This window comes from Geobacillus subterraneus (assembly GCF_001618685.1).
In the GTDB taxonomy this organism is placed as follows: Bacteria; Bacillota; Bacilli; order Bacillales; family Anoxybacillaceae; genus Geobacillus; species Geobacillus subterraneus.
On sequence record NZ_CP014342.1, the window covers coordinates 1,327,145 to 1,350,419 of the forward strand.

Annotated in this window: 22 protein-coding genes; 16 read left to right on the top strand and 6 right to left on the bottom strand. The window is 49.2% G+C overall.

Features of this window, described 5'->3' with window-relative positions:
* Nucleotides 1-10 precede the first annotated feature (10 nt).
* The 12 genes from GS3922_RS06620 to GS3922_RS06675 all read left to right on the top strand — a co-directional run bounded on the left by GS3922_RS06620 (nucleotide 11) and on the right by GS3922_RS06675 (nucleotide 11,451).
* A complete protein-coding gene (locus GS3922_RS06620; protein WP_409071343.1) occupies nucleotides 11-817 on the top strand; it encodes an enoyl-CoA hydratase/isomerase family protein in 807 nt (268 codons plus the stop codon).
* A gap of 149 nt (nucleotides 818-966) precedes the next feature.
* Nucleotides 967-1,842, top strand: a complete 876-nt coding sequence (locus tag GS3922_RS06625) for a PaaX family transcriptional regulator (protein WP_063165705.1) — start codon at nucleotides 967-969, stop codon at nucleotides 1,840-1,842.
* 91 nt (nucleotides 1,843-1,933) lie between these two features.
* Nucleotides 1,934-2,908 (top strand): MBL fold metallo-hydrolase, encoded by a 975-nt coding sequence (locus tag GS3922_RS06630; protein ID WP_063165706.1) that lies wholly within the window; start codon nucleotides 1,934-1,936, stop codon nucleotides 2,906-2,908.
* A gap of 307 nt (nucleotides 2,909-3,215) precedes the next feature.
* A complete protein-coding gene (locus tag GS3922_RS06635) occupies nucleotides 3,216-4,151 on the top strand; it encodes a Phenylacetic acid catabolic protein (RefSeq protein ID WP_063165707.1) in 936 nt (311 codons plus the stop codon).
* On the top strand, nucleotides 4,151-4,471 hold the full coding sequence (locus GS3922_RS06640) for a metal-sulfur cluster assembly factor (RefSeq protein WP_063165708.1): 321 nt from the start codon (nucleotides 4,151-4,153) through the stop codon (nucleotides 4,469-4,471). The genes GS3922_RS06635 and GS3922_RS06640 overlap by 1 nt, the downstream gene beginning before the upstream one ends.
* Nucleotides 4,468-4,683, top strand: a complete 216-nt coding sequence (locus tag GS3922_RS06645) for a hypothetical protein (protein ID WP_063165709.1) — start codon at nucleotides 4,468-4,470, stop codon at nucleotides 4,681-4,683. Before GS3922_RS06640 ends, GS3922_RS06645 begins: the two co-directional genes overlap by 4 nt.
* A gap of 17 nt (nucleotides 4,684-4,700) precedes the next feature.
* The gene (locus tag GS3922_RS06650) at nucleotides 4,701-5,345 is read left to right on the top strand and encodes a Phenylacetic acid catabolic protein (RefSeq protein ID WP_172796440.1); all 645 of its coding nucleotides are present in this window, start codon (nucleotides 4,701-4,703) and stop codon (nucleotides 5,343-5,345) included.
* 156 nt (nucleotides 5,346-5,501) lie between these two features.
* On the top strand, nucleotides 5,502-6,299 hold the full coding sequence (locus tag GS3922_RS06655; RefSeq protein WP_063165711.1) for an enoyl-CoA hydratase/isomerase family protein: 798 nt from the start codon (nucleotides 5,502-5,504) through the stop codon (nucleotides 6,297-6,299).
* A 112-nt stretch (nucleotides 6,300-6,411) separates the two neighbouring features.
* Nucleotides 6,412-8,001, top strand: coding sequence for a benzoate-CoA ligase family protein (locus tag GS3922_RS06660; protein ID WP_063165712.1), 1,590 nt, complete (start codon nucleotides 6,412-6,414; stop codon nucleotides 7,999-8,001).
* Between the two features lie 20 nt (nucleotides 8,002-8,021).
* A complete protein-coding gene (locus tag GS3922_RS06665) occupies nucleotides 8,022-8,471 on the top strand; it encodes an acyl-CoA thioesterase (RefSeq protein WP_063165713.1) in 450 nt (149 codons plus the stop codon).
* A 75-nt stretch (nucleotides 8,472-8,546) separates the two neighbouring features.
* Nucleotides 8,547-10,325: an adenine deaminase C-terminal domain-containing protein gene (locus GS3922_RS06670; protein WP_063165714.1), complete on the top strand. Its 1,779-nt coding sequence runs from the start codon at nucleotides 8,547-8,549 to the stop codon at nucleotides 10,323-10,325.
* 148 nt (nucleotides 10,326-10,473) lie between these two features.
* Nucleotides 10,474-11,451: a bile acid:sodium symporter family protein gene (locus tag GS3922_RS06675; protein ID WP_063165715.1), complete on the top strand. Its 978-nt coding sequence runs from the start codon at nucleotides 10,474-10,476 to the stop codon at nucleotides 11,449-11,451.
* A 146-nt stretch (nucleotides 11,452-11,597) separates the two neighbouring features.
* Here the strand turns inward: GS3922_RS06675 and GS3922_RS06680 are convergent, their stop codons facing one another.
* The 3 genes from GS3922_RS06680 to GS3922_RS06690 form a co-directional block, all read right to left on the bottom strand.
* The gene (locus GS3922_RS06680) at nucleotides 11,598-12,419 is read right to left on the bottom strand and encodes a rhamnogalacturonan acetylesterase (protein WP_082816538.1); all 822 of its coding nucleotides are present in this window, start codon (nucleotides 12,417-12,419) and stop codon (nucleotides 11,598-11,600) included.
* A gap of 99 nt (nucleotides 12,420-12,518) precedes the next feature.
* Complete coding sequence (locus GS3922_RS06685; RefSeq protein ID WP_225995625.1) at nucleotides 12,519-12,974, bottom strand: CBO0543 family protein; 456 nt, start codon at nucleotides 12,972-12,974, stop codon at nucleotides 12,519-12,521.
* Nucleotides 12,901-14,052: a DUF2515 domain-containing protein gene (locus GS3922_RS06690; protein ID WP_063165716.1), complete on the bottom strand. Its 1,152-nt coding sequence runs from the start codon at nucleotides 14,050-14,052 to the stop codon at nucleotides 12,901-12,903. The genes GS3922_RS06685 and GS3922_RS06690 overlap by 74 nt, the downstream gene beginning before the upstream one ends.
* 86 nt (nucleotides 14,053-14,138) lie before the next feature.
* Here GS3922_RS06690 and shc point away from each other — a divergent pair, with 86 nt between their 5' ends.
* From shc to GS3922_RS06705, 3 genes are all read left to right on the top strand, one after another.
* On the top strand, nucleotides 14,139-15,995 hold the full coding sequence (gene shc / locus GS3922_RS06695; RefSeq protein WP_063165717.1) for a squalene--hopene cyclase: 1,857 nt from the start codon (nucleotides 14,139-14,141) through the stop codon (nucleotides 15,993-15,995).
* Nucleotides 15,996-16,056: 61 nt separating this feature from the next.
* Nucleotides 16,057-16,341 (top strand): hypothetical protein, encoded by a 285-nt coding sequence (locus tag GS3922_RS06700; RefSeq protein WP_063165718.1) that lies wholly within the window; start codon nucleotides 16,057-16,059, stop codon nucleotides 16,339-16,341.
* 430 nt (nucleotides 16,342-16,771) lie between these two features.
* Complete coding sequence (locus GS3922_RS06705) at nucleotides 16,772-17,077, top strand: 4a-hydroxytetrahydrobiopterin dehydratase (protein ID WP_063167333.1); 306 nt, start codon at nucleotides 16,772-16,774, stop codon at nucleotides 17,075-17,077.
* Between the two features lie 285 nt (nucleotides 17,078-17,362).
* Here GS3922_RS06705 and GS3922_RS06710 read toward each other — a convergent pair whose 3' ends face one another.
* From GS3922_RS06710 to GS3922_RS06720, 3 genes are all read right to left on the bottom strand, one after another.
* Nucleotides 17,363-18,214, bottom strand: a complete 852-nt coding sequence (locus GS3922_RS06710; RefSeq protein WP_413229271.1) for a carbohydrate ABC transporter permease — start codon at nucleotides 18,212-18,214, stop codon at nucleotides 17,363-17,365.
* A gap of 28 nt (nucleotides 18,215-18,242) precedes the next feature.
* Complete coding sequence (locus tag GS3922_RS06715; protein ID WP_063165720.1) at nucleotides 18,243-19,130, bottom strand: carbohydrate ABC transporter permease; 888 nt, start codon at nucleotides 19,128-19,130, stop codon at nucleotides 18,243-18,245.
* 75 nt (nucleotides 19,131-19,205) lie between these two features.
* A complete protein-coding gene (locus GS3922_RS06720) occupies nucleotides 19,206-20,444 on the bottom strand; it encodes a sugar ABC transporter substrate-binding protein (protein WP_063165721.1) in 1,239 nt (412 codons plus the stop codon).
* Between the two features lie 648 nt (nucleotides 20,445-21,092).
* On the opposite strand from GS3922_RS06720, the gene bglX reads away from it, so the two are divergent.
* The gene (gene bglX / locus GS3922_RS06725; protein WP_063165722.1) at nucleotides 21,093-23,264 is read left to right on the top strand and encodes a beta-glucosidase BglX; all 2,172 of its coding nucleotides are present in this window, start codon (nucleotides 21,093-21,095) and stop codon (nucleotides 23,262-23,264) included.
* Nucleotides 23,265-23,275 lie beyond the last annotated feature (11 nt).

Below are 23,275 nucleotides of genomic sequence, written 5' to 3' on the forward strand. Positions count from 1 at the left end.
TTATGGAGGGATGAAGATGGCAAATGCGGTAACGGTAGAGAAAAAATATTTGACGGTTGTGAAAGAAGAAGGGATTGCCGAGATTCATTTGCACATTAACAAGTCGAACTCGTACGATCTGGAATTTTACAAAGAATTCAACGCGGCGATTGATGACATCCGCTTCGATCCAGACATTAAAGTGGTCATCATCATGAGCGATGTGCCGAAGTTTTTCTCGGCGGGGGCGGACATTAACTTTTTGCGTTCGGCCGACCCGCGGTTCAAAACGCAATTTTGCTTGTTCTGCAATGAGACGCTTGATAAAATCGCCCGCTCGCCGCAAGTGTATATCGCTTGTTTAGAAGGGCATACAGTCGGCGGGGGCTTGGAGATGGCGCTCGCGTGCGACTTGCGGTTTATGGGGGATGAAGCAGGAAAAATCGGGCTGCCGGAAGTGACGCTCGGGGTGTTGGCTGGCACAGGCGGGACGCAGCGGCTGGCGCGGTTGGTCGGCTACTCGCGGGCGCTGGATATGAACATTACGGGAGAAACGATCACGCCGCAAGAGGCGCTTGACATCGGGCTGGTGAACCGGGTGTTCCCGCAGGCGGAAACGAGAGAGCGGACGCGGGAGTATGCGCGCAAGCTCGTTAACAGCGCGACGTATGCGATTTCAAACATCAAGCTGTCGATCATGAACGGCAAAGAAATGCCGCTTAATGTGGCGATCCGCTATGAAGGCGAGCTGCAAAACTTGCTGTTCCGTTCGGAAGACGCCAAAGAAGGGTTGAGCGCATTTTTGGAAAAACGCCAGCCAAATTGGAAAGGGATTTAACACTTTGTTCATGCATATCGGCCGTTTCGGCCGATATGTTTTTATGTAAAAACGATCATTTTATGTAAAAATAATCATTCTAAGATTGAAAAAGAGAGGGGAAATGTAACATAATAAAAGAAAAATCTGAAAAAGACAGGTGTGTTGCAATGAAGCCAAGGGCACTTATGTTTACGCTATTCGGGGAATATATTCAACATTATGGGAATGAAGTGTGGATCGGAAGTTTGATCCAGATGATGTCTCACTTCGGCATTTCCGAGTCGTCCATTCGCGGGGCGGCGCTAAGGATGGTGCAGCAAGAATTTTTTGAAGTGCGGAAAATCGGCAATAACAGCTATTACTCGCTGACGCCGAAAGGGAAGCGGACGATGATGGACGGATTCACCCGCGTCTATTCGCTTCGGAACTATAAATGGGATGGCCGCTGGCGCGTGTTGACATATTCTGTTCCGGAAGAAAAGCGAGAGCTGCGCAGCCAGATCCGCAAAGAATTAAGTTTAATGGGATTTGGCCTTATTTCTCACGGAACGTGGGCGAGCCCGAACCCGATTGAACCGCAAGTCATGGAATGGATTAAAGATTATCATTTAGAGCCGTATGTGATTTTATTTACGGCGGATTCCATCGTGTCGCACAGCAACGAGCAAATCATCGAGCGCGGTTGGGATTTTGCCTATATCGCCAAAGAATATGACAAGTTTATTGAAACGTACGAGCAAAAATATGAGGAGTTCCAAAAGCGGGCTTGGAACAATGAGCTGACCGACCGCGAATGTTTTATGGAACGGACAAAGCTCGTGCATGAATACCGGAGCTTCTTCTTTATTGACCCAGGGTTTCCGCACGATTTATTGCCGCACGACTGGAGTGGAACGAGAGCGCGGGAGTTGTTTTTCAATGTCCATCAGCTTCTGGCTATTCCTGCCATTCGATACTTTGAAACGCTGTTTGAGCCCGCTCCGGACCGTGAATCGGCGTTCAACCGCGATAAGGCGATCAACCCGTTTATGGAGATGATTTAGCGGTCGGACTGAAAACATCGGCGGATTCGTTTTTCGATTGGATGTTGCATAGAGACAAAGAGATCACGATGATAGAGGGGAGAGGAAACAGATGCTACATAAAGACATTGAAGCCGTGGGGGACGGGATTTATCGCGTCCCGATTCCCGTCCCGTTTCCGATGAAGTATGTGTATTGTTACGTATGCCAAGAGGCGGACGGGTGGAGCTTGGTTGACGTTGGATTTCGTTGCCCTGAGGCCATGCGCGCTTGGGAAGCGGCCTTCCGGCAATTAGGAATCAAGCCGCGGCACGTTCGCGCCATTTATATCACCCACTTCCATCCCGATCATTTTGGCCTTGCCGGTTGGATGCAGCAACAGACGGAAGCGCCGATATGGATCAGCGAACCGGATCAGGCGATGGCCGAACGGGTGTGGGGGGAAGAGAGTTCCCAAGCGAGTGAAGTTGCTGCACTGTTTCGCCGCCATGGCGTTCCGGATGAACTTGCGGCTGAAATTGAAGAGAACATGTGGAAGTTATCATTGCGCGTCAGCCCGTTTCCGGTGTTAACGGTTTTAGATCACCGCGAGATTGTGCTTGGGCAGCGTCGGTGGACCGTCATCCCGGTTCCAGGGCATAGTGACGGGCTGGTCAGTTTTTATCAGCCGGAGTCACGCCAACTGTTAGTATCGGATCATGTGCTTGACCGCATTACTCCGAATATTAGTGTATGGCCGGGCGCCCATCCGAATCCGTTAGAGCAATATTTCGCCTCTTTGCGTAAAGTCGAGGAGCTTGATGTCGATGTTGCCTTGCCTGCCCACGGGGCGGTGATCCGCCAGTTTCGCGAGCGGATCGGTGATATTTTCCGCCATCATGAACAACGGTTGCAAAAGATGAAAGCGCTGACAGAGAAGGGGCGCACCGCCTATGAAGTGGCCCATCTCGTGTTTGGTCATAAGCCGCTGACCGCGCACCAATGGCGGTTTGCGGTGGCGGAAACACTAGCGCATTTAGAATATTTGCGCTCTATCGGTCAAGTGCAAACAGAGGAACGTGACAATCTGATCGTGTATGGGTCATGACGAGCAGCCAGCTGTGCAGACAGCTAGGCTTTTTTTTTGTCTCGTTAAACAATAAGGGATTACGTTGTGCAGCTTCCTGATTGAATGAAAAATATACGGACGGAAAACAAACATTGAACGTTACAAAAGACGATCTGCAAGGAATGGCCAAAGCGAGGAAAGGAGATATTTAGAACATCTAAGGAAATAAAAACAAAAAATAATTTTCAGATTTTTTCTATTTTTAAGTTGACAACGAACTTTATAGTGTATTAACATTATGTATAGAATACGATAGTCAAAAAAACGTAATAAAGAGGGTGGAAACATGGATCAAGCGACGTTGCTGAAAGAAAAAGTTCAAAACGGATTTATCGTCGAAGGGATCGAGGATATGAATGAGGAGTATTTGGCAGCATTGAAACAGACATTGACGATCGTCGGCGACACCGAACTGTTAAGCGTTCCGCCGCTATTAACCGTGTACGATCAGGCGCCGACGCTCAACAGCAAAATTACGGCGTTGGCCATTATGCAGGACGAAATCGGCCATGCCCATATCGCGTACCGGCTGCTGAAAGATTTAGGCGAAGACGTCGATCAGCTGCTTTACGAGCGGGAAGCAAACCGCTGGAAAAACCCGTACGCTTTCGATTTTGAACTGTCGAACTGGATTGAACTAGGTGTCTTTAACGCCTTTTTTGACCGGGCGGGCTACACGCTCCTTGGTGACGCGTTTGAACATACGTCCTACGGGCCGTGGAAGCGGGCGCTCGTGAAAGTCGACAAAGAAGAGCTGTTCCATCTCAGAAACGGGGAAATCATTATGAGAACGGCCATGCAAGATCCAAACTTACGTGAAGAAGTACAAAAAGCCGTCGATTGGATGTTTTTAATGGCACTCGAGTTTTTCGGGGTGGAAGACCGGCTGAAAAGCCGCTCGGCGCAACTTGAGTACCGCCTAAAAGGACGGTCGAACGATGAACTGCGGCAAAAATGGCTGTCAACGGCCGTTCCGTTCTGCGAATCGATCGGTGTTAAAGTCCCTGCCCATTACGATGAAGAACAGCAAAAATACGTGCTCGATGTGCCGTTCCCGTGCAAGTTTGATCCGGTGAATAAGAAATGGCTGTTCGACCAGCCGGATACGTGGGATAACGTCATCAAACGGTTTAAACAGCGGGGTCCGAAAAATAAAGAATTCGTTGCCCGGATTCAAAAAGGAGCCAAAGAGCTTGAGCAATTGCGAAAGGAAGCGGTGTGATGGGCAAGCAGGATACCGAAAAATATTGGCAGGCGCTGAAAGAAGTGATGGATCCAGAATTTCCGATCAGCGTCGTCGATATGGGGTTGATTTACGAAATTGAAAAAAACGACGATGAATTGCATGTCACCATGACGTATACGGCGGTATCGTGCGCCTGTATGGAATGGATCGAGCAAGATATCCGCGACCGTTTGCTTAAGGAAGAAGGCATTCGCGATGTGCATATTCACGTCGTCTGGGATCCGCCGTGGACGGTTGAGCGGATCAGCCCGGAAGGACGCGAAAAATTAAAATATTGGGGGGTGAGCTCAACATGACGGCGACCCAACAACGAAAAACGTTTGATATTTTCGCCCGCGTAAAGCGGGGCGACCAATTGGCCCATATCGGCACAGTGGAAGCGGAAAATGAAGAGCTGGCGAAAGTGTATGCTTCCTATACGTACGATGAAGAGGACTGGGCGGAAATGGTCGTTGTCGACCGCAGCGAGCTCGTTTGGGTGAGAAAACCGAAATGGCTGTTTGCCTAGAAAGGGGTGGAGGATCAATGGAACCGATGCAGTCTAGTGTACATTCGCTCGTCGAACTGCTTGAAACGATCGCTGACAATAAATACGTGCTTGGCGACCGCCTTGTGGAAGTCGGGGTCAGCGGTCCAAATTTGGAAGCGACGCTGGCCGCGATCGCGATGGCCCAAGGAGAATTAGGGCACGCGCGCTTGCTGTACAACTGGTGTTTTGATTTACGCGGGTTGAAAGGAAAAAAACCGGAAGTTTACGGACAATCCGGAAAAGCGATGGCAAGCGCCGTCAACGTTCATAACTGGATCACGCTCATCGCTGCGCTATATACCGTGAACACGGCCATTGATGCGGTCTTGCAATCGGCGCTGCAAGCGAACCATCCGGCAGTTGTTTCTAAAATTCAAAAGCTCGTCCGTGAACAGCAAGACCATATCGTTTACGCGAAAAACTGGGCGCAGCAGCTTATCCATGATCAAGGTGCCGTTCCGCACCGTTTCCGCCAAGCGTTGAATGCTGCGGCGAACGAGGCAGCGGTTTGGTTAAAGAATGTCGAGGACAAGAAAGAGCTGCAGGAGGAAGGGTATTTGCCGAAAGGAGTCCAACTTGTTGAACATTTGCAACAGGAATTGAAAGCGGTTGCCGCTGAACCATTTGTTCAGTTGAAATAAGAAAGGCACAACAGGAGGTGAGAAAAAACAAGCACAAAACGAACGGTGTTCTTCATGTTTTCAGAAATACAAAGACGGAAATGAACTTTCAAAAACGGGTGATTCAAACGTTGCCTGCATCACATCAAAAAATTCATAAGGAAGGAGAATACAAGGATGGTAGCTGTAGAAACGAAAAAACAATACTTGACGGTCGTCAAAGAAGAGGGGATTGCCGAGATTCATTTGCACATTAATAAATCGAACTCGTACGATCTGGAATTTTACAAAGAATTCAATGCGGCGATTGATGACATCCGCTTCGATCCAGACATTAAAGTGGTCATCATCATGAGCGATGTGCCGAAGTTTTTCTCGGCGGGGGCGGACATCAACTTTTTGCGTTCGGCCGACCCGCGGTTCAAAACGCAATTTTGCTTGTTCTGCAATGAGACGCTTGATAAAATCGCCCGCTCGCCGCAAGTGTATATCGCTTGTTTAGAAGGGCATACAGTCGGCGGGGGCTTGGAGATGGCGCTCGCGTGCGACTTGCGGTTTATGGGGGATGAAGCAGGAAAAATCGGGCTGCCGGAAGTGACGCTCGGGGTGCTGGCTGGCACAGGCGGGACGCAGCGGCTGGCGCGGTTGGTCGGCTACTCGCGGGCGCTGGATATGAACATTACGGGAGAAACGATCACGCCGCAAGAGGCGCTTGACATCGGGCTGGTGAACCGGGTGTTCCCGCAGGCGGAAACGAGAGAGCGGACGCGGGAGTATGCGCGCAAGCTCGTTAACAGCGCGACGTATGCGATTTCAAACATCAAGCTGTCGATCATGAACGGCAAAGAAATGCCGCTTAATGTGGCGATCCGCTATGAAGGCGAGCTGCAAAACTTGCTGTTCCGTTCGGAAGACGCCAAAGAAGGGTTGAGCGCATTTTTGGAAAAACGCCAGCCAAATTGGAAAGGGATTTAAGCGCTACGGTTATGAAGCCCTTGAAATGGGAAGTCGGCTCATCCATTTCCAAGGGCTTCCTTATGCACACTCATCAAGCAATCTAATTTTCATAGAAATGGGATGGTGAGCGATGGAATTGCGCGGGTTCGGAAGGCTGTACAATGCGGCGGGGCTGTTTATTGATCATAACGTTCACAGTGGATTAGGCGATAAAACGGCGATTTATTACCGCGATGAGCAAATTTCGTACCGGACATTGCAAGAAAAAGTGAACCAAACTGGCAATATGCTGCGGCAGCTTGGCTATAAGCTCGAAGACCGCATCGTTATGGTTTGCCATGACACGCCCGAGTTTATTTACACGTTTTTCGGCGCCATTAAAATCGGGGCGGTGCCGATCCCGGTCAATACGATGATGCAGCCGTCGGATTATGAATACTTTTTAAACAACAGCCGGGCGAAAGGGTTGGTCATTCATGAAGACTTGTGGGAGCGCCTTGAGCCGGCACGGAAACGGTTTGCTTTTTTGGAGCACGTCATTGTCATCTGTGAAAACGCTAACAAAACTTTAGAGGGGACACTCTCGTTCCATCGATTGCTTCAACGCGCTGATAAAGAGCTCACAGCGGCTCCCACAAGTAAGGACGATGCTGCGTTCTGGCTGTTCAGTTCAGGAAGCACCGGGGAGCCGAAAGGAGTCATCCATTTGCAGCACGATATGGAGTATGCATTAAACACTTATGCCAGACAAGTGCTGGAAATGAATGAACATGACCGTTGCCTCTCTGCATCCAAACTGTATTTTGCCTATGGTCTTGGCGGAGGCATGTATTTTCCACTGGGTGTTGGCGCTTCGACCATACTCATCAAAGAACGTCCGTTGCCGGAAACGATGTTCCAGGCGATTGAAACGTACAAACCGACGATCTTTTTCGGCGTGCCGACGTTGTATGGCGCCATGATTGATTACGTCGAAAAAACAGGCCGGCGCGTTGATGTCAGTTCATTGCGCGTTTGTGTGTCTGCCGGTGAAGCGTTGCCGCCGTCTTTTTACTATAAATGGAAAAAGTTATTTGGCGTTGACATTTTAGACGGCATCGGCTCGACCGAAGCGTTGCACATTTTTATTTCCAACCGCATTGGCGATGTCAAACCGGGAAGTTCCGGAAAAGCGGTGCCAGGTTACGACGTGAAGATTATCGATGGGCAAGGAAAGGAACTGCCGCCGAATGAAGTCGGGGACTTGATTATTCGCGGCGACTCGATCGCTCACGGATATTGGAATCTTCATGAGCAAAACAAACAAAAATTCGTCGGTGAATGGCTGTATATTGGCGATAAGTATTACTGTGATGAGGAAGGGTACTACTGGTATTGCGGACGTTCCGACGATATGCTGAAAGTCGGCGGCATTTGGGTTTCCCCGATTGAAATTGAAAACTGCCTGCTGCAGCATGAGGATGTGTTGGAAGTCGCGGTCGTCGGTGTGGAAAATGAAAAAGGCTTGACCGTTCCAAAGGCGTTTGTCGTTCTGAAAGACGGAGTCACACCATCAGCAAATAAGCAAGAAGAACTGAAACAGTTTACGAAGCAACAGCTGGCCCACTATAAACACCCGCGCATTATCGAATTTATTGACGAACTTCCGAAAACAGCTACAGGAAAAATCCAGCGTTTTAAATTGCGGCAATTGTTGGAGCATCAGAGCATCAATCAATGAGGTGAGAGGAACGATCAGCCATGAAACGGAATCAATTTCAAGTCCGCGTAAATTTTGGTGATACTGATGCGGCCGGCATCGTCTATTATCCGAATTACTTTAAATGGTTTGATATTGCCGGGCACCAATTTTTTCGCAGCATCGGACTGCCGCCGGCGAAACTGATGAACGAACAAAGCATCATTCTCCCGCTGCTTGACGTCGGCTGTACGTTTGAGCACCCGCTGTATTACGATGACATTATTACGATTAAAACGGCGGTCGAAGAAGTGAACCGCAAAACGATCAAGCTGCGCCATGAAGTGTTCCGCGGAGAAGTACGAACCGGCCATGGCTTTGAACTTAGAGGCTGGGTGAAAGAGGAGAACGGGCGTATTTTTGCGGTTCCCATTCCAGACGATGTTCGGCAGCTGCTTGAAGAAGATGGCATAGGGGAGTGCGCCTACATCAATCCGTTGCTCAATGCTTGATGGATGTTGAAAGCCAAGCTCGCATCGCTGCGTCTTGGCTTATCGTTGCGATAGGCTGTGAAAGGGGGAAGTTCTTTGATTCGAACAGCGAAGCGAACCGAACTGATTGAAGTAGCGCAAGGGCGCCGCCCGGCCGATATCGTCATTCAAGGAGGAACGGTCGCTAACGTCTATTCCGGTGAATTTTTGCGCCAAAACGTTGCTATTTATCAAGATGCGATTGCCTATGTTGGGGAAAATGAGGTCGCGGTTGATGAGCATACGGTTGTGATTGACGCAGAAGGGATGTATGTGTCCCCTGGGTTCATTGAGCCGCATGCCCATCCGTGGGTGCTTTACAATCCCGTCAGCGTGACCGCCAAAGTGCTGCCGCTCGGCACGACAACAACGGTCAATGACAACTTATTTTTTTATTTGCATTTTGGCGCCGACGGATTTCGACAGCTGATCGAAGATTTGCGGGCTTTGCCCGGCCATTTCTTTTGGCTTGTCCGCCTCGTATCACAGGCCGATTTCCCCGGCGAGCGCGACTGGTTTCATCCGCAATGCATCCAAGAACTGCTGGCGATGGACGATGTCGTTGGGACGGCGGAAGTGACACGATGGCCGCTGCTGTATCAAGGCGATCCGTTTTTACTTGAAACGATTGAAGCGGCAAAACGCGCCGGAAAAGTCGTTGACGGGCATACGGCCGGCTGTTCGTATGAAAAACTGAACAGCATTGCCGCAAGCGGCGTCAGCGCCTGTCATGAAGCCATCACGGCTGAGGAAGCGCTCCATCGGCTGCGGCTTGGCATGTGGACGACGCTCCGCCATAGCTCGCTCCGCCCAGATTTTCCCGAAATTATCCGCTTAATTACCGAGAAAAACGTGAGCACGCAGCGGATTACGATGACCGTAGACGGTCCGCACCCGGGCTTTATTGAGCGGGAAGGGTTTGTCGACGGATTGGTCCGGAAGGCGGTGGAGCTTGGCGTACCGCCGATGACCGCCTTGCAAATGGCGACGATCAATGCGGCGACATATTTGCGGTTGGACGATGAAATCGGCGGCATCGCCCCGGGGAAACTGGCGGATGTCATTTTGCTTCCTGATCTTGTCACTTTCAAGCCATCGCTTGTGATCGCCAAAGGCCGCATCGTCGCCCGCGACGGCGAGCTGCTTGCGCCGTTGCCTGAGATCGACTGGAGTCGATACGTATCGAAAAAACCGTTTCTGTTCGCGAAAGAACGGCTTGATGATGAGCGTTTATACCGCTATCCGCACCCGAAGCCGGATCAGCCGGTGCCGGTCGCGTATTTTAAAAGCAATGTCATTACCCAACGGAAAGAGGTGGCTCTTCCGTCTGTTGACGGCTATGCGGATCTTTCCCATCATCGAGGGTTGTTGTATGCCGCGCTCATCGCCCGCAACGGGCAATGGGTGGCTAAAGCCATTTTGGAGCGGTTTGCCGTCGATATTGATGGCATGGCGTCCACCTATAACACCACGACCGAGCTACTTGTCATCGGCAAACGTCCGGAAGCGATGGCGGCGGCAGCGAAGCGCGTGCATGAAATGGGCGGCGGGATTGTTGTCATCGATAGCGGCCGACCGGTGGTGGAAATTCCGCTGCCGTTTACCGGCATGATGACAACCGACCATTCGTTTGACACGGCTGTCCGTTTCCATGATGAGTTGCTGGCCGCTCTTCAAGAGCGCGGATTTCCGTTCCATGATATTTTGTACACGCTGTTGTTTTTAACATGCGACTTTTTGCCAGGACTTCGCTTGATTCCGTACGGGTTGTACGATGTCAAACGGAACGAGATTTTGCTGCCGGCGGAAAAGATCGGGGAAAAAGTAGCGAAATAAGCCATAGCGCGTGCGGCCGCCTAATCGTCGGCCATCGGTTTCATGGAAAATGGGTTATTCTCATCAGACGATGACGATGTATAATTAAAAGAGGAGACGAATCGAAGGCGATGATCCTCACTCATGACGAGATTTGGAGATGAAACCGATGTGGCAATCGATCAACCGCCGGCTTGAGAAGGCGCTGCCGTTTCTTACGCCGGCAAGCGTGGCGGCCGGCATCTGGCTGGCGGACGAACTGCACGGCTATGCCGCGCTTGTGCCGTGGCTGTTTGCGTTGATGACGTTTAGCGGCAGTTTGCGCTTGCGTTTGGCTGATTTGAAAGAGGCGCTCATCCATCCTCGTCCGATCGCTGCGGCGCTATGCCTGCTTCACCTTGTCGTCCCGCTTTGGGCGTTTGGGCTTGGCCATCTGTTTTTTGGCAGCGACCGTTTGACGGTGATCGGGTTTGTGTTGGCAGCCGCCATTCCGACCGGGGTGACGAGCTTTATTTGGGTGTCGCTCGGCCGCGGAAACTTGGCGCTTGCCCTTTCTGTCATTTTGATTGATACGTTTTTATCGCCCATCATTGTGCCTCTGACGTTGCTTGTATTGGCCGGAAGCGCGGTCGAGCTCGACGTGGGCCAGATGATGCTCGGTTTGTTTTTGATGATTATTTTGCCGTCACTCGCCGGCATGTTCGTGAGCGAACGGCTGTCTACTCAAGCGAACGAGCAGCTGGCGGTGGTGCTGTCCCCGTTTTCCAAGCTGGCGCTGGCGCTTGTCGTCATGATCAACAGCGCAGTCGTCGCCCCGTATTTTGGCCGTGTTGACGCCCGGCTGTTTTTCATGGCGTTGCTTGTCTTGGCGATCGCGAGCTCCGGCTATTTTCTTTCTTGGATGGCGGCCCGATGGCTCAGGTTTGCCCCGTCGGATATTATTGCGTTAACGTTTACCGGGGGGATGCGCAACATCAGCGCCGGTGCGGTGCTTGCCATGACCTATTTTCCGCCGCCAGTGAGCGTGCCGGTCGTGCTCGGCATGCTGTTTCAGCAAGTGCTCGCGTCCCTATACCACCGCCTGTTGCATAAAACGTACCATTCACCAACGAGCGGCAGAGCGCCATACGTCGGAAGCGCCCGGTAGGGATGGAAAGGGCAGGCGGTATGCCGGCTGCCGGACAGCGTCTAGCGGGAGTAAAAAGGGAAAACACCCCCGTCCTAAGTGGGACGGGGGCGGGAAAAAGCAGGTGAGGCGCTGCCGATGTCACGGTGTTTCGCCGCTGAGGCGGTCTAGTGACCGCCTGGCTGAATGGTCTCGTATGGCGAACGGATGAGGTGGCGGCGAAGAGGGAGATTCAGTTCGACGATGCCTTCGACGACCAAACGGGCGATTTCCTTCGCCCCGCGCTCATGAAAATGGGTGTTGTCTTTGATGCCTTTCGGATAATTGGGGTGCTCGCCCGGCTCAAGCCATAAAAACCACCGCTTCGTCCGTTCCGGTCCAAGCTGTTCAAACCGTTGTTTGCTTTTCGTTGTCAAATCGATCACTGGGACACGTTCGTGTTTTCCGAGCGCTTTCATGGCGGCAGGATAGTGTCCGTGGGAATCGAGCGTCTGTCCGTCGGCAGAAAACCGCCGCCGCTCGACCGGGGTGATGAGGATAGGAATCGCCCCTTTGGCCCGGGCGCCGTCAATATATTGTTGTAAGTACGCTTGGTAAGAGGTGAACGGTTCGGTGTAACGCGTCGGATCGTTCGCCTTTTCATCGTTATGGCCAAACTGAATGAACAAATAATCGCCTTTTCTGAGCTCCCGCAAAATGCGCTCAAGCCGCCCTTCCTCAATAAAACTTTTCGCGCTTCGGCCAGAAGCGGCCATATTTTTGACTACTACGTGATCGTCAAACCAGCCGTCAAGCATTTCCCCCCATCCGGCTCGCGGGGCGCGGGAGCGGGGAGCAGCGGCGACCGTCGAGTCGCCGGCCAAATAGATGACAATGGTCGTTCCCCGTCTTGCCTTGGCTGCGTCTCCATTCGTCGCTGTCCTAGCCATTAGAACGGCGCCGATGGCGATGATGACGGAGCACAAGAAAGCGGCTTGTTTTCCTTTCAAACATGTTCCTCCTACTCAACAACAGTTCATCCTATTTTCGCCAACAGTTCGTTTCGCTGTTATCTTGGCTTGTCAGCCGCTTGTTTATGCGCATCGATGCTAGTCAATCCGTTGAAATCGGCGATAAAAGCTCCAGATGATGGCGAGAAATACGCCATACCCAGCAAAAGAATACGAATGCCTCCACAGAGCGGCGTGAACGAACAAGCCGTACGCTTCTGCTTTCGTTTCGAATGTTGCCATCAATGCAGCCGATGCGATGATCAAACCAATGCGTCCGAGGCGGCCAAGCCGCTCCATCAGCCAAAGAAACAAAACGGTGCATAGCGGAAGAACCACCATCGTAAAGAAAATATCGATCGAAAAGAGGGAGGGAAACGGGCGCTTCGGAAAGGCGTACACTCCTTTTCTAGTGAAATATAAATCCAAATACGTCCCGGCCCAAGAGGCAAGCAGCGCCGAGGCGAAATAGGCGCGGCGCCTAGCGCGCGTGGAAGAAGGCGTTTTTGGCGATGATCGCCAGTTCGATTTTTTCAAGTGTTTCACAATACGCATGAATGATCTCCCCATTGATCGGTTGTTCCGGTTTAACGAGATAGCGGACGACGTGCGGATCTGTAAACCAGTCGCCAGGTTCGGCCGCCTCATGGGCGACGTTTTTCCACGCATGGCGAAGCTGCGGGCTGTACAGGCGCGGGGCGCCGGGAACGATTTGGCAGTCGCGGATGCGGCGGCGGTACGGTTCCCTTGGAAACGATTCACACACATCGTTAAACAAGTGCGGCCAATAATCTTTGCGCGAGCCGGTATGTGGATGGCTGACAGCCCAGCGCACCGCATTTTCCAGCGTTTCTTCATTGTCAAACAAAATCGAATACAGCCGTTTGCCGAGCAAAATGCGTTCATGGAGCGACTCAAACTGGTGAAGCGTTTGGCCGATCAAGGCGGTGCCGCCTTGGCCATCGTCATGCGGGAACAAGATGTGATTGAAATGGAGCAGCTCTTGCAGTTGAAATTTGAGTGTCTGAAAGACGGTTTGCTGAAATACGGGATGTTGAATGACTCGTCGTTCCAAATAGCTTTGTTCGTTAATCACGAGGGCGATGGCCAACGTGTACAGATCGCCGCGGTGCCAAAAATGGTTCCATATCGTTTCCATAAATGTCGAAACGCCAACATACGGCAATAAATAAAAGAGCGGTCGGCCGTGCTTTTGGCTTTCTTCATACAGCAGAAACTGCGGATAAATATCTTGGAAAATCAGCCAGTTGCCGCGCTCCAAAAAAGCAAAAAATGACTGCCGTTCTTCTTCCGAGAGCAGCCGCATGAGCAGCTCTCCTTTTAAGTCGGTCATATTCCAGCCACCGTTGCGCGACACCATATGCCCTAAAAACGCCCAATGAATTTCGCGATGGCGCAAGTAAAAATCGAGATACGCCGCCGTTCGGGTCACATTGTTTTCGTTGTGTTCCGCAGTCACCGCCCGGATGCGGCTGATGAACTGCCGTTCTTTGGCGGTTAAGTCACGTTCAGATACGGTCGTGTCCCCTTTCTTTTGCTTTTTCTTTAGTTCCCGATAGACGTCAACAAGGGAAAGGGGAAGGGATGACGCTTTCGGCCTCAAGCAACGCATAGTGATCCCCCTTTTGGTGCATCGACGGCCCACCGGACGAATAAATATGGAAGGAAACGGAATTTTGTGAAAAAGGAAGGCGATGCATGGTGGCCGATGAACGAAGCGCGTTGATTGCCGCGCTCAAACGGTCGCAAGCGGCCGACGGATCGTGGCGGTTTCCGTTTGAAACAGGCATTTCGACAGACGCCTATATGATCATTTTATTGCGGACGCTTGAAATAAATGATGAACCGTTGATTCAAGCGCTCGTCGAGCGAATAGAGAGCCGGCAAGGGGAAAACGGGGCGTGGAAGCTCTTTGCGGATGAAGGCGACGGCAACGTCACCGCGACAGCGGAAGCGTATTATGCGCTGCTTTACTCCGGTTATCGGCAACCAACTGATCCGCACATGCAAAAAGCGAAACAGTACATTTTGGACATGGGCGGCCTTGACCGCGTTCACTTGTTTACAAAGGTGATGCTTGCGTTGACCGGGCAGTACCCATGGCCAGGCCGTTTTCCGCTGCCGCTTGAATTTTTCTTGCTTCCGCCGTCGTTTCCGCTCAATATGTACGACCTTTCCGTTTACGGAAGGGCGAATATGATCCCGCTTCTCATCGCGGCCGACAGCCGCTACAGCCGGAAAACGGCCAAAAGCCCGGATCTGTCTGATTTGTTTGCCCTGCGCGGCGATTGGCGGATGCCGGAAGGCCGGTCGCTGCGATCCTACGTCAAACAGTCGCTCATCGGGCTTCCTGCCGCGCTGCATCAAGCCGCTAAACAGCGTGCGGTCCGTTATTTGTTTGAGCATATTGAACCGGACGGCACGCTGTACAGTTACTTCAGCTCGACATTTTTGCTGATTTTTGCGTTGCTCGCGCTCGGCTATCGGAACGATGATCCGCTTATTAGGAAGGCTGTCCGCGGCTTGCGCTCGTTGCGGACAACAATCGACGGGCATGCGCATATGCAATATACGACCGCCTCGGTTTGGAATACGGCGCTAGCGAGCTATGCGCTGCAAGAAGCAGGTGTGCCGCTGACCGACCGGACGATCGAAAAAGCGAACCGCTATTTGTTGTCGCGTCAGCATGTCCGCTACGGCGACTGGGCGGTGCATAACCCGTATGGCATACCGGGCGGCTGGGGGTTTTCCGATGTCAACACGATGAACCCGGACGTCGACGATACGACTGCCGCGCTGCGCGCCATCCGCCGGGCGGCAGCGAAAGAGACAGCGTTTCGCCATGCGTGGGACCGGGCCAACCGATGGCTGTTTTCGATGCAAAACGATGACGGCGGCTTTGCGGCGTTTGAAAAAAACGTCAGCCACCGCTTTTGGCGCTATTTGCCGATTGAAGGGGCGGAGTTTTTGTTGATGGATCCATCCACCGCTGACCTCACCGGACGGACGCTCGAATATTTCGGGACATTCGCCGGGATCACGAAAGACCATCGCGCCGCCGCCCGCGCTGTCGACTGGCTGCTAAGCCATCAAGAGCGAAACGGCGCATGGTACGGCCGCTGGGGGATTTGCTATATATACGGCACATGGGTGGCCATCACCGGACTTGCAGCCGTCGGCGTTCCCGCTCACCATCCCGCGCTGCAAAAAGCTGTCCGCTGGTTGTTGAGTATCCAAAACGATGACGGCGGCTGGGGCGAATCGTGCAAAAGCGATGGAGCGAAAACGTACGTGCCGCTTGGCGTCAGCACGCCGGTCCATACCGCCTGGGCGCTTGATGCGCTAGTCGCCGCTGCCGATCGTCCGACCGCGGAAATGAAAGCCGGCTTTCGCGCCTTATTCCGCCTGCTTCATCACCCGGATTGGACCGCCTCGTACCCGGTCGGACAAGGAATGGCCGGCGCCTTTTACATCCACTACCATGGCTATCGTCACATATTCCCGCTGCTCGCCCTGGCCCATTACGAGCAAAAGTTCGGCCCGCTCGACGATTAGCCGTCCGCCTGCCGTTTGCCTGTTTGGCTATACTAACAAAAAAGCAAAGGAGGCAAACGGCATGACCAAAATCAACGGACGCCTGATCACGGGCACGTACGATGAACAAGGCACCGCCTTTACCATTCAGCGGTTCAAAACGTTCCCAGTCGAGTCCGTGCTCCGGCAAAGCGAGCTTGAGCAGTTGGAAGCATACTTACGGCGCCATGAAACCGAACAGGAAGGACAGGTCGTTATCCTGTACGACCAAATGCCCGTCTGGCTGTCGGCCGACGAAGTCGGGCAATGTCTCGCTGATTTGGAAGCCATTCGCTCCCAATGGCCGCACCAGCAAACGGAAACATAAACGGCTAACAGAAGGTTTACGCGCCAGAACCGCCCGCCATCACTTGCTGCGTTTCACTGTTGCCGGGCTAACTTGAAACGAACACGGGTCTTCGTAAGCAGAAAAGGGAGGTGCCATCGTAGGCAGATGGCATCTCTGTTCTATGACAGCTGCAGCCATCTAATGGTATAATAGAGGCAAAGCTGGTGGATCAAGGAATGGACTTGAAACTGTGCCTAGGCATTCATACGAGCGGTATACACATTCAGCGGACGCCCAATGGGACGGACGGTGCGGGCTGAATGGGTAGAGCCCCCTGTGGCACGGTCTCCCTCATTTGTCCATCGCTGGTGAATGGGATGTCGCCTTGCGACCGTTTTTTCGCGATTGTTTGCTAAGCGCCGGGTTCGCCGGCCGACAAATTTCAACATATCGAGAGCGAGGGATAAAGGTGCGGCTGACCGAAACAGAAGTGCAAGCGCTGCTTGCTGAGACAGACGGCTGGAAGCTGACTGACGAGCGGTGGATTGTGAAAAAATACCGCTTTCAGGACTATTTGCAAGGAATCGAGTTCGTTCGGCAAATCGCCGCCATTTCCGAAAGCGCGAACCACCATCCGTTCATTTCGATCGACTACAAGCTTATCACCGTGAAACTGTCATCATGGCGGGCGAAAGGGTTGACGAAGCTCGATTTTGACTTGGCCAAACAATACGATGACGTGTATACACAAATGAAGCAGGGGGAAGGGGAATGATGGACAGCTGCACAGTATTCATTTTCCATCATGGGATGGCTCGGGAAGTCTTCACTTCAAAAACGTAAAGTTCTAATCGGCATATCATTCAAAATGGAAGAGTCCCCAATTCCCCTTCATCGATAACGGAAGTAGAGACGAAGTTGCATGTCGATGAGAGGGGGCTTCCGGTCAGCGGCCATTGGCTTAAGGATGACCGGAAACGATTGGGGCGGACAACGTTTTACTATGGCATGAATCTTTTACACTGAATGTCATTTCGACAGTAAAGAGATACTGGCACTTTTATTTCATACCGGAAATGGTATAACTTTCGATAATGTGTTTTTGGAAGAAGAGAAAAACTATGATAATTGGAACAACCATAAAAGTGGATCCTGCCATTTGCAGAGCAAAATTTCCTCCATATTGTCCCTTTAATAAAGATAAAGCAACTGATAATGTGTAAAGACTTTCATCGTTAGCAATAATGAGAGGCCAGAGGAAGCTATTCCAGCCGGCGATGAATGTTAAAATCCCTTGTACTGCAAGAATTGGTTTGCAAATCGGCAAAACAATTTGGGTGAAAACCCGGAATTCGTTGGCTCCGTCCAGACGAGCAGCTTCCAGCAACTCATCTGGAATCGTTGACATAAACTGTCGGAACAGAAAGATGCTAAACGCCCCCACAAGTCCAGGTAAAACAATCCCTGCCATTGTATTGGTTAAGTGCATTTCATTTAAGATTAAATACACAGGAATCATTGTAACCTGACCAGGGATCATCATGGTGGCTAATACAAGATAAAACAATTTTTCTTTCCCTTTAAATTGAAACTTAGCAAATCCATATCCGGCCATTGCATTTAAAAACAACCCGACAAAAGAGCAAAGGACAACAATGATCGTGTTTTTCAAGTATAGCGCAAAGTTCATATTTTCAAATAGATAAACGAAATTTTCCAAGGTGAGCTGGTCAGGCCACAGAGTTGGAGGGATTTGCATGACCTCACTTTCCGTTTTAAAAGCGGATAAAATCATCCAAATAAACGGAATAGAGATAAGAACCCCGCCTATTGCCAACGCAATACCAGCAATCCATTGCTCACTTTTCCCTTTTCCCCAAAAATACGTAGATTGACTTTTTGCCGTTTTCAATGCCATAGGTGTCACCTCAGTCTCACTCTCAATAATGTCCCTCTTTATTTTGTAATCGGAATTGAACAAGTGTTACTATAATAATGGCAATAAACAAGATAAATGATCCTGCTGCGGCATAACCGAATTTGCTGAATTCAAAACCGTTTTGATAAATGAATAATGCTACGGAGGTGGTACTGTCCAGCGGACCGCCTTTCGTCATGATAAACGGTTCTTCAAAGAACTGCAGCCAGCCAATCATAGTGGTAATAGACACAAAGAAGATGGCATATCGCAGCAATGGAATGGTTATCTTTGTAAGTTGCTTCCACCCATTTGCCCCATCAATCTGTGCTGCCTCGTAATACTCTTTCGGAATTCCTTGCAAAGCGGCTAAAAAGATGATCATGTTGACACCGATAGCTCTCCATAAGGCCAATATAATTAATGAGACTTTCGCCATCGTCGGGTCTTGAAGCCATGGAATGGTTGGCAAATGGAGTAGTTTCAATATGTAATTAAATAATCCGAATTGAGGATTATACAAATAGCTCCATACTACGGCAATCGCTACAACATTGGTAATAGAAGGCATGTAAAATATAACACGGAACATCTTAAAGATGGGTGATTTCCCGAAATTAATAAGAAGAGCGATGCCCAAGGAGCAAATAATAACGAGTGGAACACCGAAAATGACGTAAAAAAGCGTATTATAGATCGATTTGATAAAAACCGGGTCGGCAAAGATGTCTTTATAGTTTTGCAAGCCTACAAAACTAATCGCTGACCAGTCGGCTAATCCTGCTAAATCAATATCCGTAAAACTAATGATCAGGGCGATGAAAATCGGCAGAATTGAAAATAATATTAACAGAATAACGGCTGGTGCGATAAAGAGGTACGGTGTTTTATTACTAGTAAAACCTTTCACGGGCTCTTTCCTCCGTTATACCTGAAATAGTAGGTTAACTAGCAGGAGATCCTGCTAGTTAACCGTGAAGCTAAGCTATTTACTTAAAATTTCCTCGGCTTTTGCATTGAATACATCCATTTCTTTTTGTACGTTTGCTCCGCCGCGATAAATCTTTTCAAAGCTCTTCAAGTATGTTTGGGCAATTTCTTCCCACTGTTTGATCATCGGCATTGGCTTAGAAGCCTCCATTTGTTGCCCAAATGTTTTATACAATTCATTTTCTTGTAAAGCTTTATCTTGCCATGCTTCTTTTGTAGCAGGAAGGGAATTGGTCATTTCCATCCATTTGACTTGCGTTTTCGGACTGCTCATGAATGCGATAAATTTCAATGCAGCGTCTTTATGCTTCGTATATTGGAAAACTGACAAGTTAGAACCGCCCAACGCCGAGATGTTGTTTTCCTTTTTTGGGAGAACCGCTGTTGCCCATTTTCCTTTTAAGTCAGGGGCTTGATCGTTGATTAACTTAACCATCCAAGGGCCGCTGATGAACATCGGAATGATGCCGCTTCGGAAGGCTTGTACGATATCCATTCCTAAGTCTTTCGGTGCAGAACCATCCTTAAAGAAGCTGTTCAAATACTCTACAGCCTCTACAAATTCTTTTTGGTTGAACAGCGGTTTGTTCTGTTCGTCAAGCAATTTAGAGCCGTTTTGACGGGCGAACATAAACGCCAAAGTTTGTTCATTAGTATCAATGCTTATCCCATATTTATTGTCGCTCGGTTTAGCTAATTTTTTCGCTGCATCTCGCAATTCTTCCCATGTTTTTGGAGCCTCATTGTATCCGACTTCTTTCAATAAATCTGTACGATAGTAGAGAACTCGCGTATCAATGTACCATGGAATGCCTACTACTTTGTCTTCATACTTTGTTGTTTCTATAGAACCGGGATAGAAGTTATCTTCACTAAACTCAGGATACTTTTGAATATATGGTTTTAAATCCAATAGTGCATTAGCCGATGCAAACTCAGGGATCCAAGTTGTGCCCATTTGGATAACATCAGGCCCTTTTTTGGATGCTACAGCTGTTAATAGTTTATCGTGGGCTTGATCCCAAGGGATGGCTTGGACTTTCACATCGATATCTGGATTTTCTTTTTCAAAGTCTGTTACGATTTTTGGAAGGGATTTTGCCTCTTCTCCCATTGCCCATACGTTAATGGTTGTTTTATCTGTTGATGTGCTTGATCCGGACGAACAGCCTGCAAGTGTTCCTGAAATAAGAAATGTACTTAGTAAGGCGGTTGTCAAAAATTTTTTTCTCATTACGACATTCCCCCAAACATTCTTTTTCCTTATATCATCAAGAAATGCAAATGGTAAAACCATCCTGTTAATTGTCATATTTTACTTATTATACATAAAAATTACTATCTGTTAGTTGCTATTTTCATTTTTGATTGGTTGGCAGAGCTTCCTCATGAGTGCTCATTGTTTCCTAGGTAGACAAATAAGGCAACTTCTCTCTTTCTGTCCCCCCCCCTAAATGATAATGGTTTATTGTTAGTCTAAGCCTAAAACAGACGGTTGGCAACTCCCCCCCTGGTATGTGTGGTGATGTTTCAATAAAGGTGAAACGTTTCGATATATGACAAAAAGTCAACCGAAACAACCTTTCGATTGAAACGTTTCGATAAAATTATTATAATCCTATCTGTAATCGTTTTCAAGCATGTTTTTTAATTCTTTAATCAATTTATTTAAAACATTTATCTTAAGAGGGATTTGTGTATAGAAATAGTAGTAAAAGGTGATGTTTTTTGTGTTTTTTGGAGAAACGTTTCGATAAGAAATTGACTCATCCTAATGAAAGCGTTTATAATCCAATTATAAACCAATCGAAACGTTTCTATTCTTTGTGATTGCTAGAGAACCAATACGTGTTTGTAGCAACAAAAAATGGGGGATCAGAAAATGACGGAACAAGAAAAAAGGATACTCACTATTATTGAAGAGATGACATTGGATGAGAAAGTTGCCCAATTGGTGCAGCTAGCCCCACCTTTTTTCGAGGGAGCAGCAAACGAGGGACAGATTACAGGTCCCATGGCAGCGATAAAAGTGAATAAAGAAGTCGTTCGCAATAGCGGCTCAGTGCTCGGTACCTCAGGTGCGAGAGAAGTTATTCATATTCAAAGAACCCATTTGAAGAACAATCGCTTAGGCATCCCTTTGTTATTTATGGCTGATGTGATTCACGGCTATAGAACCATTTTTCCGGTTCCACTGGCAATTGGCTGTTCATGGGATTTGGAACTAGCCGAAAAGAGTGCTGAAATTGCCGCTAAGGAAGCCGCGATATCGGGAGTGCATGTGACGTTTGCACCAATGGTTGACTTGGTACGGGATCCGCGCTGGGGGAGAGTGGTAGAATCGACAGGAGAAGATCCTTACTTAAACAGTCAGTTTGCCCGGGCGTTTGTTCGCGGTTTCCAAGGGGAGAACTTGCAAAATGATTTTGATCGGGTTGCTGCTTGTGTTAAACATTTTGCTGCGTATGGAGCACCAGAAGGCGGGCGCGACTACAATACGGTTAACATGTCCGAACGGCAGTTGCGGGAGTCCTATTTGCCTGCTTACAAGGCTGCGATTGATGAAGGCTGTGAAATGGTGATGACATCGTTCAATACTGTAGATGGTATTCCGGCTACAGGAAACCGATGGCTGATGCGAGATTTGCTTCGAGATGAATGGAATTTTGATGGTGTCCTGATTTCGGACTGGGGAGCTGTCAAAGAAATGATTCCACATGGTGTGGCTGAGGATGAAAGGGAAGCGGCTTATAAAGCCATTCAGGCAGGGGTGGATATTGAAATGATGTCCGCATGTTACATTCACCACCTCAAGGAGCTCGTCGAAAGCGGATGGGTTGACGAAACATTAATTGATGAGGCCGTATTCCGCATTTTACGGTTAAAACAAAAATTAGGGCTGTTTGAACATCCGTATCGGGGAGCCGATGAGAAACGGGAAAAAGAGATCATCCTCTGCGAAGAGCATCGTCAAGCAGCACGTGAATTAGCAACAAAATCATGCGTTTTATTAAAAAATGAAGGGGTTCTTCCGCTTAACCGGGACAAGAAGATCGCTTTGATTGGGCCGTTTGCTCAAAGCGGCGATATTTTAGGTCCGTGGTCATGTCTTGGTTCCAAAGATGAGGCGATTCCGTTATATGACGGGTTCAAAATGAAAGTTGATCCATCGCTTCTTTTGGTTGCTAAAGGATGTGACATTGAAACAACAACGGAGAAACAGTGGCAAGAAGCTCTTGATATTGCTCGTGAAGCAGATGTCATTGTGTTAGCGTTAGGCGAGCATTCAGACATGAGTGGAGAAGCTGGGTGTCGTGCGGATATTCGTTTGCCAAGAGTTCAACTTGAATTGATTTCGGAACTAAAACAGTTTAATAAATCGTTGATTGCTGTGTTATTTAACGGGCGTCCTCTCGATTTACACGGAGTGGTCGATCAAGTAGATGCCGTTTTAGAAGCATGGTATCCAGGAACAGAAGGTGGGGCAGCTATTGCTGATTTATTGTTTGGAGATGCGAATCCTTCTGGAAAATTAACGATGTCATTCCCATATTCGGTCGGGCAAATACCAGTGTATTACAACTGTTTCAATACCGGTCGCCCGAAAGATGCGCCGGATGCTCAAGAACGTTATGTATCGCAATATTTGGATATTCCAAATGAACCGTTGTTTCCATTTGGATTCGGGTTGAGCTATACAACATTTTCATATAGCGAAGTAGTGTTGTCTTCAGATTATATGACTCCAGACCAACCTCTTTCCATTTCTGTAAACGTAACGAATACAGGAAAAGTGGCTGGTGAAGAGGTGGTTCAGCTTTATGTGCGTGATATCGCAGGAGAAGTTGTTCGTCCGGTGAAAGAACTAAAAGGGTTTCAAAAAGTCTTTCTGCAACCTGGCGAAACAAAAAAGGTAACATTTACTTTAACAGAGGAGCAACTTCGTTATTACCATTCGGACTTGCAATTTACAAGTGATGCTGGAACATTTGTTGCTTATATTGGCCCCAATAGCCGGGATGTAATGGCTCTTACGTTCAAGTTGGTAAAATAAGGAGAGATAAA